At 37.7% G+C, this 14365-nt stretch carries 11 protein-coding genes and 1 pseudogene; 9 read left to right on the top strand and 3 right to left on the bottom strand.

Annotated features, from left to right (window positions below; translation table 11 throughout):
* Positions 1–74: 74 nt before the first annotated feature.
* From ACYVRS_RS05395 to ACYVRS_RS05380, 4 genes are all read left to right on the top strand, one after another.
* A complete protein-coding gene (locus tag ACYVRS_RS05395; RefSeq protein WP_054114665.1) occupies positions 75–290 on the top strand; it encodes a YneF family protein in 216 nt (71 codons plus the stop codon).
* A gap of 162 nt (positions 291–452) precedes the next feature.
* Positions 453–2201: an ABC transporter ATP-binding protein gene (locus tag ACYVRS_RS05390; RefSeq protein WP_313537085.1), complete on the top strand. Its 1749-nt coding sequence runs from the start codon at positions 453–455 to the stop codon at positions 2199–2201.
* Complete coding sequence (locus tag ACYVRS_RS05385) at positions 2201–3976, top strand: ABC transporter ATP-binding protein (RefSeq protein ID WP_461202816.1); 1776 nt, start codon at positions 2201–2203, stop codon at positions 3974–3976. Before ACYVRS_RS05390 ends, ACYVRS_RS05385 begins: the two co-directional genes overlap by 1 nt.
* A gap of 269 nt (positions 3977–4245) precedes the next feature.
* Positions 4246–4389 (top strand): putative holin-like toxin, encoded by a 144-nt coding sequence (locus tag ACYVRS_RS05380; RefSeq protein WP_312540710.1) that lies wholly within the window; start codon positions 4246–4248, stop codon positions 4387–4389.
* 401 nt (positions 4390–4790) lie between these two features.
* On the opposite strand, the gene ACYVRS_RS05375 is transcribed toward ACYVRS_RS05380, so the two are convergent.
* Positions 4791–5120 carry a hypothetical protein gene (locus ACYVRS_RS05375; RefSeq protein ID WP_461202814.1) on the bottom strand — a complete coding sequence of 110 codons (330 nt, stop codon included), beginning with the start codon at positions 5118–5120 and terminating at the stop codon, positions 4791–4793.
* A 1256-nt stretch (positions 5121–6376) separates the two neighbouring features.
* Here ACYVRS_RS05375 and licT point away from each other — a divergent pair.
* Positions 6377–7219 carry a BglG family transcription antiterminator LicT gene (gene licT / locus ACYVRS_RS05370; protein ID WP_313537079.1) on the top strand — a complete coding sequence of 281 codons (843 nt, stop codon included), beginning with the start codon at positions 6377–6379 and terminating at the stop codon, positions 7217–7219.
* Between the two features lie 121 nt (positions 7220–7340).
* The gene (locus ACYVRS_RS05365; protein ID WP_461202812.1) at positions 7341–9257 is read left to right on the top strand and encodes a beta-glucoside-specific PTS transporter subunit IIABC; all 1917 of its coding nucleotides are present in this window, start codon (positions 7341–7343) and stop codon (positions 9255–9257) included.
* A 155-nt stretch (positions 9258–9412) separates the two neighbouring features.
* On the opposite strand, the pseudogene ACYVRS_RS05360 reads toward ACYVRS_RS05365, so the two are convergent.
* Positions 9413–9608: pseudogene (locus ACYVRS_RS05360) on the bottom strand (ISL3 family transposase); the annotation flags it as partial.
* Between the two features lie 445 nt (positions 9609–10053).
* Between ACYVRS_RS05360 and ACYVRS_RS14735 the strand changes: the two are divergent.
* The 3 genes from ACYVRS_RS14735 to ACYVRS_RS05345 all read left to right on the top strand — a co-directional run bounded on the left by ACYVRS_RS14735 (position 10054) and on the right by ACYVRS_RS05345 (position 13113).
* The gene (locus ACYVRS_RS14735; RefSeq protein WP_488193204.1) at positions 10054–10350 is read left to right on the top strand and encodes a DUF6568 family protein; all 297 of its coding nucleotides are present in this window, start codon (positions 10054–10056) and stop codon (positions 10348–10350) included.
* A gap of 591 nt (positions 10351–10941) precedes the next feature.
* Complete coding sequence (locus ACYVRS_RS05350; protein ID WP_312497512.1) at positions 10942–11124, top strand: hypothetical protein; 183 nt, start codon at positions 10942–10944, stop codon at positions 11122–11124.
* Between the two features lie 666 nt (positions 11125–11790).
* Positions 11791–13113 carry an ATP-binding protein gene (locus ACYVRS_RS05345; RefSeq protein ID WP_461202810.1) on the top strand — a complete coding sequence of 441 codons (1323 nt, stop codon included), beginning with the start codon at positions 11791–11793 and terminating at the stop codon, positions 13111–13113.
* A 75-nt stretch (positions 13114–13188) separates the two neighbouring features.
* Here ACYVRS_RS05345 and ACYVRS_RS05340 read toward each other — a convergent pair whose 3' ends face one another.
* Entirely contained in the window at positions 13189–14109 is a 921-nt protein-coding gene (locus ACYVRS_RS05340; RefSeq protein ID WP_461202808.1) for a MurR/RpiR family transcriptional regulator, read from the bottom strand.
* Positions 14110–14365 lie beyond the last annotated feature (256 nt).

The following is a 14365-nucleotide window of genomic DNA, read 5'->3' as shown; positions in this document are numbered from 1 at the left end:
TTTCTCTCTTCCTTTTTAGATTTTTTTCTAGTAAAATGATTCATTGAGAGTACAAGAGAAAGGAGAGATTTCAGATGAATGTAGGAATCGTGATTGTGATCGCAGTTGTCGCACTTTTATTGGGCGCTGTAGGCGGCTTCTTTTTGGCGCGCAGATATATGCAAGATTATTTAAAGAAAAATCCTCCCGTTAATGAGGATATGCTTCGTTCAATGATGATGTCAATGGGCCAAAAACCTTCTGAGAAGAAGATTCGTCAAATGATGCAGCAAATGAAAAACCAAAAATAGGTTTTTATCGAAAACGGGCTGATTTTTTATCAGCTCGTTTTTGCGTGTGTTCAGGTTGGTCACGCCAGTCATTGGGTCTAATATTTGAACGGATTTGTGTGGGAATTTTCGGAAAAATGGCACGATTTTGAACATCGTGCAACGGGAGAAATGGAGAGTGTTATGTCAATATTTAGAAAACTAGGGTGGTTCTTTAAAGAAGAAAAAAAACATTATATGTTAGGGGTCTCAGCGTTGGTCTTAGTGGCCATCGTTCAGTTGGCACCGCCAAAAGTCATTGGGATCATTATCGATGAAATCGCTGATCAAGATATTTCAATGCAGCGGATTTTCTTTTGGGTGATGATTTTAGTCCTTTCTGCGATCGCCCAGTATGTCTTTCGCTTTATATGGCGGACGCATATTTGGGGAAGTGCTGCGCGTTTAGAAAAAAGCTTGCGTCGCCAGCTATTCACACATTTTACCAAGATGGATCATACTTTCTATCAAAAGCATCGGACGGGGGATTTGATGGCCCATGCGACCAATGATTTGAATGCGATCCAAAATGTTGCTGGTGCAGGTATTTTGACGTTTGCCGATTCGTTCATTTCCGGTGGCGCGACGATCATTGCGATGGTGCTCTTCATTGATTGGCGCTTGACCTTGATTGCTTTGTTGCCACTGCCATTTTTGGCAGTGATGGCTCGGGTACTAGGAAGTAAACTGCACGATGCATTTCGCGATTCACAAGAAGCCTTTTCGTCTATCAATGACAAAGCCCAAGAGAGTATCACAGGCATGAAAGTCATCAAAACCTTTGGACAAGAGGCGGAAGATTTGGCTGATTTCCAAGATAAAATCGATCATGCCATCGTGAAAAATCGCAAAGTGAATTTACTGGATGCCCTTTTTGATCCTTTCATTACAGTCATCATTGGTATTTCCTACGTCTTGACGATTATTGTTGGTGGGCATTATGTCATGGATGGCACAATTACGATTGGTCAGTTGGTTTCATTCATCAGCTATATTGGCATGCTGGTTTGGCCGATGTTTGCGATTGGCCGTTTATTCAATGTCTTAGAGCGCGGGAATGCCAGCTATGATCGTGTGGCGGAACTATTGGCTGCGAAAAGTCATATCATAGAAGCCGAGCATGCTATCACTGCACCGGCGAAAGGGAATATCGAAGTTGTACTTCAGGATTTTCACTATGCTGAAGATGATTTCGCTTTGACCGATATCCAGTTTCAATTGGCCCAAGGTGATACATTAGGCATCGTCGGCAAAACTGGTGCTGGGAAGACGACATTGATGAAATTACTGTTGCGAGAGTATGATTCCTATCAAGGCAGCATTGCTTTTGGCGGCATCAGTACCAAAGACTATTCATTGAATGCCCTATTGGGTTCGATCGGCTATGTACCGCAAGATCATTTCCTCTTTTCAATGACGATTCGCGACAATATCCGGTTTGCGGTACCTCGTGCTAGCCAAGAACAAGTCGATCATGCCGCAACTTTGGCAGCTGTACATGAGGATATCCAGCAATTTCCTGAAGGCTATGACACCATGGTCGGCGAGCGAGGGGTTTCCTTATCAGGCGGCCAAAAACAACGACTGTCGATCGCCCGAGCGTTGATCACGGATCCGGAATTGTTGATTCTAGATGATGCACTTTCAGCAGTGGACGCCAAAACAGAAGAAGCGATCCTCGAACAACTCAAAACGTATCGTCAAGATAAAACAACGATCATTGCTGCCCATCGCCTCAGCAGTGTCAAACATGCACAGGAAATATTGGTCATCGATCAAGGTCGAATCAGCGAAAGAGGGACGCATGCATCTTTATTGGCAGCCAATGGCTGGTACAAAAAAATGTGGGACAAACAGCAATTAGAAGCCAAAATCGAAGGGAGTGAAGCATAATGCAAGAATCAGAATGGAGTAAATCGATTCCTTTCAAAGAACAAAAGACGATCATCAAGCGGATGTTCGTTTTTGCGAAACCCTTCCGCAAAACGTTTTATGCGGCCATCTTTTTTGCCTTGCTGCTGTCTGTTGTCAATATTTTGCTGCCTTTGATCATTCAAACGTTTATGGATGATTACCTCACCAATCAAACTGCAACACAGCAAGTCATTTATTTCTTTGCGGGCTTGTATTTCTTTGGCGTGGTGGTCAAAGCGTTGATTTGGTTCTTTCAATGGTTCCTCTATTCAATGGGGTCTTTGAAGACTTATCAATATGTCCGCACCAAATTATTTGAGAAATTACACACATTAGGGATGCGCTACTTTGATCAGACACCCGCCGGATCAATCGTGTCACGGGTCAGCAATGACACGGAAACCCTGTATGAATTTTGGTATGTCTTTTTAATGGTATTGACGGGCATTTTTGCTGTCCTTTCATCCTTTGCCGCGATGTTCAAAATCAATGGGAAAATCGCTTTGCTGAATTTGCTCTTCTTGCCGATTTTAATGATCGTGATTTGGTACTATCAAAAATTTAGTTCGCGGATTTATCGCCAAATGCGGGAGAAACTGAGCCAGTTGAATACCAAATTGAATGAATCGATCTCAGGGATGCAGATCATTCAGCAATTTCGTCAGGAAGCACGTTTGAATGAGGAATTTGAAGCCACCAATGATGATTATTTAAAAACCAGATTTGCAATGATCCGTACCAATGCCTTGCTATTGTCACCAATCATCAGTTTATTGTATGCATTAGCGATCGCATTGTCGTTATCTGTTTTTGGTTTTGATGCTCTTGAGTCCCCTGTAGAAGTCGGCTTGATCTTTGCCTTTACGACGTACATCCAAGGGTTCTTTAATCCGATGACGCAAATGATGGATTTCTTGAGTGTCTTTACTGACGGCATGGTCGCAGGCAGTCGGATTTTGAAAATCATGGACAATGAAGAATTTGCGCCGCAACAGCTACCGAATGCCCATCAGACGATCAGCAATGGTAAAATCGAATTTAGGGATGTCAGTTTTTCTTATGATGGCAAACACAATGTCTTGAACCATATCTCATTCATTGCCTATCCAGGACAAACCGTTGCATTAGTAGGCCATACTGGCAGTGGGAAAAGCTCGATCATCAATGTCTTGATGCGCTTTTATGAGTTTGGTGAAGGCCAAATCTTGATCGATGATCACGATATCCGTGCCTTTAGCATGGAAGAATTGCGTCAGAAAGTCGGATTAGTGTTGCAAGATGCCTTTATGTTTTACGGGGATATTGCAGATAATATACGGCTGTTGAATACGGCTATCTCAGATGAACAAATCGAAGCAGCAGCCAAATTTGTTCAAGCAGATCCTTTCATTCAAAAACTGCCTGGCAAATATCATGCCAAAGTCATCGAACGTGGTGCCAGCTATTCAAGCGGACAACGACAGTTGATCTCCTTTGCCCGCACCATGGTGACTGAACCAAAAGTGTTGGTCCTAGATGAAGCTACTGCCAATATCGACACAGAAACAGAAGGCTTGATCCAAGAAGGATTGGCTAATATGCGTCAAGGACGAACCACGATCGCCATTGCCCATCGTTTATCAACGATCAAGGATGCTGAACTGATTCTGGTGCTAGATAAAGGCACGATCGTGGAGCGGGGCAATCATGATGCATTGCTGCAGCAAGAAGGTTTGTATGCAGATATGTACCGGTTGCAAGCGAGTGAAGTGTAAGGGCAGTTCGTCATTTAAATAACAAGAAATCTCTTCATAATGCTGCTGATTTTTTCTATCAATTGTTTCGGAGTGAGTCAAAAACACGGCTTCTAATAGAGCATTGGCGGTGTCTGGAGCAACTGAAGGAACAAGGTTTTTTTTTGAATAATGTTGATAAAAAAACGCTAAAAACCTTGATAAATTTAGGTTTTTAGCGTGTGTTATGGTATAATTTTAGTACAGTAAAGTTTGTGACGGTGGCTATCTTTTGAAAGGTGGTGGTGCTTATGAAAGTAAGTACTGACTCTTTAGAAAGGAGAAGCCTTTTGTCTGTAGCTGAAGCATTAGGGCTAATGATGAGTTTCGGTTCATTAATCGTGACGATCATCTTTGGCATCCTAACAGCAGTGAAAAATGACAAAAAAAAATAACCGTCAGCTTTAGCGAGTCAGCGGTTATTTTTTATATATAACTAATGTCGCCACCGTCTTAAATGGTGCTGTAGGGGAGTTGTTAGCGCAACTCCTCTTTACATAATTAGTATAGCAAGATTTCAGTGAAATATCAACCTTTCACTCTATAGACGTGCCTTGCACGTCTATATTTATTGCCCTCTTAAGTGGTGGAGGCGGCTGGAACGTGGAGGGAAAAAAGGATAGCTTTTCATTCGTAAAAAAGCTCTAAGTACCACCATTGTTCCGAAATTTAACCAACCATTATCTCGGTATTCTTAATCCATCATGTGCTTGAAATACCTTTCATGCACATGAAGAAACTGAGTGAACAATGGAAAATGCTGAGACATTGAATAGAGTTACTGTTAAATAATGCATTATATTTTGTCTATCTGAATTTTATTTTTTGAAATTTCCAAAAAATAGTTATCAATATAAATCTTGATTTTCTCAAAGTCTCTCTCTAAAAATAAAATTGTAGGTACCTTAATAACAGGTAGATTGCGTTCATTAATGAATGCGCCAAAGGAATCTGGGATAACAAGTATATCGACAGTATCTTTATCTTCTGGGTAATTAGCTTTTACATTATAATATTCAGAAAAATAAGCTAATAAATCATCTATATTACGTCTAGCATGAGTAGCGAATATTGTAGTTGTTCCTATACCAGAATTTGAAGTTAGCATAAAACATATTTTCGTCATAGTTTAATCTCCTTTTCTATATTATAACTCTAGAATTAAATTTGTGAAAGAGATTACAATGCAATCCATTCTATGTATACTCTCATAGATCAAGATATATCAGAAAGCGAACAGTCTATCGATCATTTCGGGTTGTGACAGCAAAATGGTTTCTGAAGATTGGTGGTGTCTGGAGCGACTGACGTAACAAATATTTAGCTTGAATTTGGATATAAAAAAAGTGATAAAAACCTTTGTAATTCTAGGTTTTTAGCATGGGCTATGCATAATATGTTTACAGTAAAGTTTGTGACGGTGGTTTGTTTTTGAAAGTGAGGTGGTGCATTATGAATGTACTATCTATATCTGAAGAAAGGAGTAGCCTTTTATAAAATGCGGATATAATTGGCATTTTGTTAGCAATAGCGCCTTTTTTATTAGCCTTCATTGGTTTAATCGAAACATGCGTGAAACTAGCATATACGATTATAAACACTCGTTCTTCTATGCATAAAAGCAAAAAGAAACGAAAAAAGAATTCAAAGAAATAACCGTCAACTTTAATCGATGGACGATTATTTTTTAACTATTAATTAAAAAAACTGTCCTCCGTATTAAACGGTGCTATAGGAAGCTGTTAGCGAAACTCCTCTTTACATCGTAAGTTTACCAAGGTTTCAGTGAAATAGCCCTCCTGAAGCAGTTGCTTAGTTGATTAATGATCAAACTGGAGAGAAAATACAGTTAAATGTCAGGGATGTATCTCCAACAAAATATTTATTGAAATAATTCCAGCTGAGTAGTTTTAATGATGAAACCAATCTAACTAAACCTATTAAGTATTTATTGAAATATCAGATGGAACCATTACTACAACTGATAGTTCTGGTGGAAATAAAAATGGCGGCGTAACTACAAAAATTAGTGTAAACTATGATATTAGTGGAACTGACAAAAAAAGAAATTAGAGTAAATAGTTCCAATTGAAACCTTTGAAATAATCTAAATAATGTTAAACAAAACAATAGCAAAAGCTACGTAACTACCTGATGTCACGACACTTTTGTTTATAAAAAATCGGAAAATAAAATATCAGAATCTCGATTGACAGCGTTTTCTTTATTTGCTATCATGAAGTTGAGAGATGGTTCTAATGGATAGTGATTGCTGAAAGAAGCAAGCTAAACCTGATGAAGCGGCATTGTTTTTGTTGCTTTCATGGGTTTTTTTTATGTGTATATTCAAGTTTGAACGAAGTGATAGAGTGGAGGAACGCCATGATCATCAATAAAGTGTTAAACAATAATGTTGTGATCACTAGTGATGCTGATGAAAATGAAATGATCGTGATGGGGCGTGGCATTGCTTTCAAGAAGAAAGTGGGTGACCGGATTCCCGAAGAGACAGTGGACAAAGTATACCGCTTAGATAACCCCATCGTTTTGAATCAATTCCAAGAGTTGGTAGCTGACCTGCCTGTTGAATACCTGGAGTTGTCAAATCAAATCATCGAGTATGCACGAGGGGAACTGACCTCACCCATCAATGACACCATCTACATTTCCTTGACAGATCATATGCACAGTGCGATCGAAAGAGCGAAGAATGGGGTCACGGTCAAAAATGTTCTGTTATGGGATATCAAGCGGTTCTTTCCTGACGAATATCGTGTTGGACAAAAAACGATCGAAAAAATTGGCGACATGTATGGTGTAGACTTGCCTGATGATGAAGCTGGCTTTGTTGCATTGCATCTGGTCAACGCCCAGACGGAGAATGAGGATCAAGGAAATATTGCCGCACTAACGCAAACGATGCAAGAAATCATCAACATCGTCAAATATTTTTTCAAAACGACATTTGATGAAGATTCCGTTTACTTTTATCGTTTTACGACACATTTACGTTTTTTCGTATCCAGAATGTTAAATCAGACACAACATCGAGATGAAACAGATGAAGAATTATTGGCGATGGTCAGACAAAAATACCATAATGCGTTTCAGTGCGTACAAAAAATCAATACCTTTTTGTTAAAAAAGTATGTATATCAAATGTCTAGCGATGAACAAATGTATTTAACGATTCATATTGCCCGGTTGGTGCAAAAGAATCGCTGAAATAAAGTAGAAAGGAGAAGTGCGTTCATCTAGTGAGCGCAAATTGAATATTGTGTAAACCCCTTGGATAGTGACATTCAGTTGGCTAAACCTTCAATCAAATCAATTGGAGGAAATCAAAATGGGAAAATATCAAGAGTTAGCAGAAAAAATCGTAAAAAATGTCGGCGGGAAAGACAATATCAATAGTTTGACCCACTGTATCACACGGTTGCGTTTCAAATTGAAGGACGAAAGTATAGCACAAGATGAAGTCTTGAAAAATATGGACGGCGTGGTAACGGTCATGAAAAGCGGCGGTCAGTATCAAGTCGTGATCGGCAATCATGTACCAGACGTCTATGGAGAAGTGATCGATGTAGCAGGTATTAGTGGAGATAGTGAGGAAACAGCTTCCGGCGGGAACTTATTCAACCGATTGATCGATATTCTAAGTGGTTGTTTCCAACCCTTTTTAGGTGCCTTGTGTGCGGCGGGGATGATCAAAGGGCTCAATGCGTTATTGATCTTTATCGGCACAATGGGTGTCTTTGATTACACAACAACTTCAGGGACGTATGTCATGTTGAACGCGATCGGTGATTCGATCTTCATGTTTATGCCGGTCATTTTGGGGTATACCTCTGCGAAGAAATTCCGCTTAAATCCAATGGTGGGCATTGTCATAGGTTCAGCATTATGTTATCCAACGATTCAAGGTAGTGCTTTGCAAGCAGCATTTACTGCAACGGCTGCGGAAGGTGCAGCCGCACCATATAGTTTACTCGGTTTGCCTGCATATGAGACTTTCTTGGGTATCCCTTGGGTAGGCGCAACGTATACAAGTAGTGTAGTACCAATTATCTTTATTGTTGCCTTTGCTGCGCAAATTCAACGTTTGGCTAAAAAAATCATTCCACCAGTTATTCAAACGTTTGTCGTGCCATTTATGGTTTTGTTGATTTCGTTGCCGGTCGGTTTTTTGGTGATTGGTCCGGTTATTAGTATGCTGACAGATTTGTTAAGTGCAGGATTCCAAGGATTGATGGACTTTTCACCAGTCGTTTATGGATTACTCCTCGGTTTCTTCTGGCAGGTATTGGTCATTTTTGGTTTGCATTGGTCAGTCGTTCCGTTGCATATCATGCAAATCACCCAGTTTGGATTTAGTCAAATATTGGCCGGAACTTTTGGGGCTAGTTTTGCCCAAACCGCTGTTGTATTGGCTATGTACTTTAAATTGAAGGACAAAAAAATGAAATCATTGTGTCCGCCTGCAATCATTTCCGGCATCTTCGGTGTGACAGAACCTGCCATCTACGGCATCACCTTGCCGAAAAAAACGCCATTTGTTTTCTCCATGATCGGCGGCGGAATTTCAGGTGCATTCTTGATGATCAATGGCGCAACAGCTTATACATCAGGAGGATTGGGTGTCTTTGGTATATTCAACTATATTACGCCAGAAGGTGATGCAGGGGGCATGTGGATTTCTGTCATGGCTATTTTATTGGCGGCTGCCATTGGCTTTGGTTTGACGATGGCCTTTTGGAAAGACGATACTGTTGAAGAAGCTGTCGAAGGACAACCTGCAATGACAGTTCGCAAAGAAGTGATCACTTCACCAATTGAAGGCACCATCGCACCGTTGAGCAGTGCGCAAGATGAAGCTTTTGCGCAAGGAATATTAGGTAAAGGCATCTTGATCCATCCTACCAAAGGCGAAGTTGTCGCACCATTTGATGGAACAGTGATGACGTTGTTTCCCTCAAAACATGCTATTGGCTTGGTTTCGGAAAATGGATTGGAATTATTGATTCATGTCGGTCTAGATACCGTGCAGTTGAATGGTGAATATTTTGAAGCTCATGTCCAACAAGGCGAAAAGGTTGTACGGGGACAGAAATTGCTCTCATTCGATAAAGATGCACTTGTTCAAGCCGGTTACACGATCGAAACGCCTGTTCTCGTGACAAATACAGGTGATTATTTAGATATTATCGAATCTGACAAAAAAGAAGTCGTATGTTCAGATGATTTGATCACCGCTCTAGTATAAGCCTAAACCGCTTGGTCTTGTTGACCAAGCGGTTTGTTTAATTAGGAAAAAAGAGCTCTTTGTCAATAATGACTGATGGAATAGATTTAAGTGAAACCAAAACAGATGAGAACAAATCTGTTTTGGTTTTTATGTTATTTCGCTTCAATTAAAAGATTTGCAATAGAATGCTTTGGAAGAACAAAGTAAGATTGTGCAGTCCAATAGGTTTCACAATTTTACATTTGTAGTGCTGCTTTTTTTTATGTATTACCATCGGCATATGGATATATTCATCAAAACGTACAGTAGTTTTTTCTTCCCATTTCTTACAATTATTGTTTTACCATAGCAGTCTTTCACTGTGGATCCACTGTTTATTTTGCGGTGATTTAATCATACTAGAGAACGATATGTTTTTTAATACCAAACCTGAAAATGGACTGAAGAATCAATTCTGATTCATCAGTTCCATAAATTCTAGAACCACAATAATTAATATGAATTTTTTAACCTGTTTTTATGTTTTTTTAAAAGTATATACAACTGATATATCCGCTTTTCCGTAATTTTGAACTTACAATAAATTAAAATATGGTTAAAATTGATAATGGTTTTATTTGTAAATAAATTAGTGATACGTTACATTAAATATGTATAGTAATCCTATTGGAAGCGCTAAATTTAATGTGTTACTCTTGAAATATATTTTTTAGGCTAGGAGGGATAATGATTTGTTTAAATAAAATCACTAGAATAAGTTAAGCGTTTTCAGAATTCAAAATATTCTTGTTTTTTTATTGTTGTTGTTTTTACTATGACAATATTACATGGATGCAAAACGAACCTTAAGATCACCCACGATAGTAATAGTGATAGATTTCTTGTATATATAGGGCGAGAAAGTTGTCAATATTGTCAAATATTTGTTCCAACACTCTATCAAGCTGCTTTAGAAATGGAAGAAACGATTTTTTATTTTTATGTTGAAGGGCTTACGGAGGAAATTGAAGTAATCAATTTCCTGAATAATTTTGAGGTCAAATATACGCCTACTTTAATTAAATTTGAAGAATCTGGCAATGATGAAACTGTAGACTTTGACAGTGAGTAATTGAAAGTAGCTGATCTAAAAGATATTTTATAGTTTGGATGTGATTGTTTGAAGAAAGAGACGCGTAAGAATATATTGATTGGTTTTATTGGATTGTTAGCAGGCATCATTTTAAGAACTATCTACACGTATATAACTAACAAATAATGGAGAATAAAGTATGATGGATAGAAAGAAATTTAGAAAAAGTTTTTGTGTTTTGTTAGGTCTTGTATCGTTAATATTACCGTTTCTGAGTTTATCGGTACAACAGGCAAATGCTGATACTGTTGCTGACTCAATCCCATCGGAATACGTTCAGAGGAATAAAAGTAACTGATCAATGTAAGGATGTACATAACAATAAGCTAGTGTGTGATCAATGAAAAATTATGTAGAGCAACCATAACGAAACACATTAATTATAGAAGTAAAGCAAAAGACGGAAGAACTTTCATTACCTTTTAAATTTTTTCATATTTGTTGTGATAGTATTATATATATAAAAGTAAGGTATTTTTATGTCTGAAAATTTATTTGAGTGTTCATGCTTATGTAATAATATTAAGTGTGTAGTTGACATTGTTAATTTATTGAATTGGAGTTTTATGTATGAAAATAGGAATTCTAACGATCATTATATTTTTGGCTTTAGACAGAATTATTTCACCTTTCTTAGCTTCAGCTTTTCCTGTTAGTGTAGTTGGAGCTATACTAAGTATGATTTATTGGGTAATTCTTCTTCTGATATCATATGCACTTTCTAATTATCTTTTAAAAAGTTTAAAAAAATAACATGAACGAAAATGAACTTTAACGAGACACGCTTAACGAAAAAAAGAGTTTCTGCAGTATGATGATTCATACTACCATATTCGTACCTGGCATGACATATAGTGGGACTTCAATGCCATGGGGATTTGAATGGCAATAAAAAAGAGGGTGAGCTATCGTGAAAATTTCTAAATTTAAAATTTATCATATAATTTTAGTCATTGTTTTTATATTAGCTTTAATATTTCTAAAATATGATCAAAATTTGTACCGCAATATTTTTTATATAATCTTGATTATGTCATTAATTGTAAAAAGTATCTATGACTATATCAAAAAGGGTAAACCAGATAAGCAAAAATTTCATTAAATGTTAGAAGATATTCTACAATAAAAGCGTGTATCGTTATTGATTGGACTTATAAAGAAAAGAAGTATTTGGTTTGGTTGTAGTCACTCGATGTGGATACATGTATCACGCCTTGTTTGTTTAATTAGGAAATAAAGAATCGATAAATAAATGTTAGAAAAAATACTTGTGGTGAATTGGAGAGGCGTCCTTTGTAATTTTACTACTTTAGATTATAATAATCATAAGTAGTAAAATGAATGGAGGGTTGATATGTTTCTAGGAAGAGAAAAAGAACTCGAATCGCTTGAGAGAATGTATAAGAAAAAAGTTTTCAAATGGCTGTAGTTTATGGTTGTCGTCGCATTGGGAAGACGTTCTTATTGAATGAGTTTATTAAAGACAAGAATGCCTTGTATCTTCCAGCAGAAGAGGTGAATGATTCTCTTAATCTGCAGAAATTTTCTCGATTATTAGGTGAAAAACTTGGCATTGATCATTTTCCTTCGGTTGATGATTGGCATAGTTTTTTCAGTATTATCAAAGAGCAGTTAGGTGATAAGCATTTGGTCATAGTTATTGACGAATATCCTTACGCGGCATCAGCCAATAAATCACTTAACTCGATTTTGCAGCATGTCATTGATTATTCATTTAAGGATACGAATATTTTCTTTATATTATGCGGTTCATCAATGAGTTTCATGGAAAACCAAGTGCTGGGGGAAAAGAGTCCGTTATTTGGAAGAAGAACAGGACAATTGAAAATCAACCCACTAGACTATTATGATGCGGCGCGATTTTATCCCAATGTAAGCAATGAAGAAAAAATAAAGTATTATGCTTGTATCGGAGGAACCCCGTACTATCTTTCGCTGATAGATCCGGATTTGCCTTTTGAGGAGAATCTTCGCGAACTTTATTTTGAGATTAGCGGCTACTTGAATAATGAAGGTGTCTTGTTAATGAAACAAGAATTTAGAGAGCCCGCCAACTACAATGCTGTGCTCCAAGCTATTGCAAGTGGTTCAAATACTTTAGGCGAAATTGCAGGATTTACGAAATTAGAAAGTAGTTTGATTTCAAAATATCTGATCACTTTACAAGATCTCAATTATATTGAACGCGTGATTCCGTTTGGTTCAAATCCCTTGAAGGGTAAGACAAGCCATTATCAAATCACTGAAAACTTCATCGCATTTTGGTATCGCTATATCTTTTCTGTCAGGTCTGAAATAGAACGTGGAAATGGGGACATATACTTCTCTTTAGCATTAGAGGCTTTACCGGATTTTATCGGACCTATTTTTGAAGAAGTGACACTTCAGTTTCTTCGTAGATTGAATGGTCATGGGAAATTGCCGTTTATTGCTAAGTCATTTGGTAAGTGGTGGGGAAGAGATAAGAAAGGGAATGTACAGGAACTTGACATCGTTGTTGCATCTGTGACTGGCAATGCGTTGCTAGTTGGCGAATGCAATTGGAGAAATTCATTCAAAGTCACTAAAACGATAGACGTTTTAAAAGATCGAGCAGATTATTTTAATCAATACAAAACGCTAAAATATCTTTTTACAAAAACTCCAGTGAATGTAGAGGAGAATTCTGATGTGAAAAATCTTTCACTTGATGCATTTTTTGACGCATCCTTGATCGATTGAATGTTGTTGGAGGTATTCTGACAAGTGTCCTCCCACAAACCTAAACCGCTTGGTCTCGTTGACCAAGCGGTTTGTTTAATTAGGAAATAAAGAGTCTTTATAGAAGAGATTTTCATCATAATCCGGCTCGGCGATAATTGTTGAAGATGTTGGTCGCTTGTCGTAAGCCATACCGATATCGATCAAGTGTTGCAGATTTTTTTCGTAATGCTCAGAAAAAACGACCCCATACAATAAATCCAGTAAGTAGCAGATCGACGTATTGATGGTGAAATTGGCGATTTTGGAATACAGTCTTTCTCGGGTGGTAATGTTCAAGACACAATCACTGGTTTTGGCCAGCGTATTTTCCCCGATACTAGTCATGCCGATCATAGGGATTTGTTTTTTCGCTAGGATATCGGCAACGACTTTGGTCATTTTGTTCTCGCCGGTGTAGGAAATCAAGATCACTGCTGTGTCCTTCGAACAGTTGGATGCTTCATAGGCACTTTCACCAAAGGTATCGCAAACGATCGCTGCTTTGCCTAGACGGCGCATTTTCAACACGAAATCTTGTGAGATCAACGTATTGGCATTGCTGCCAAAAATTTTGATGACGGAAGCATTCAGCAGGATTTGTTTGGCTTTTTGGAGATCATCGTGATGAATCAGCGATAGGGTATCTTCAATGGTTGTTTGTTCTAATTTGGCGATTTTCTTGGCAATCGTCATGATACCATCATGTGAGCTGAAAGGGAAATTCGCATCCACATCGGTAAAGTGACTATTCATATACGTTTGCTCTTCGTTAAAGGCTTTCTTTAAGTCGACCCAGCCATCAAAACCTAGTTTTTTGGCGATCCGAATAAATGTGGAAGGATGGACATAGGTTTTTTCAGATAATTCTTTGATGGTTTGGTCAAACATGGTTGACGGATGATCAAGCAAATAATCAATCAAGGAACGTTCGGCAGGAGCTAGTTTGATTTGGCGCATTTTTTCTCGTAATAACATTGTTTCTCCTTTTTTTACAAATAATATTTTTTTATGTAAATAATTATACTGTTTTATATAGCGGTAAATATAAAGTGTTCCGTGGTGTCAAACCTTTAAACACTTGACATATATTCACTTGTAAACAAATTTTACAAAATATCGGCTAGAATAGCAAGTTTTTGCAAACGCTTTTTCAAAGATCGCTATTTACATTGAAATCATGCTTTTTATAAATGATAATAAGAATGTAAATAAAACAGCAAAGGAGCAATAG

Source organism: Enterococcus salsurae, from assembly GCF_054784955.1.
Note: the sequence above shows the minus strand (reverse complement) of the source record. Positions and strands in the feature narration are given on the sequence as shown.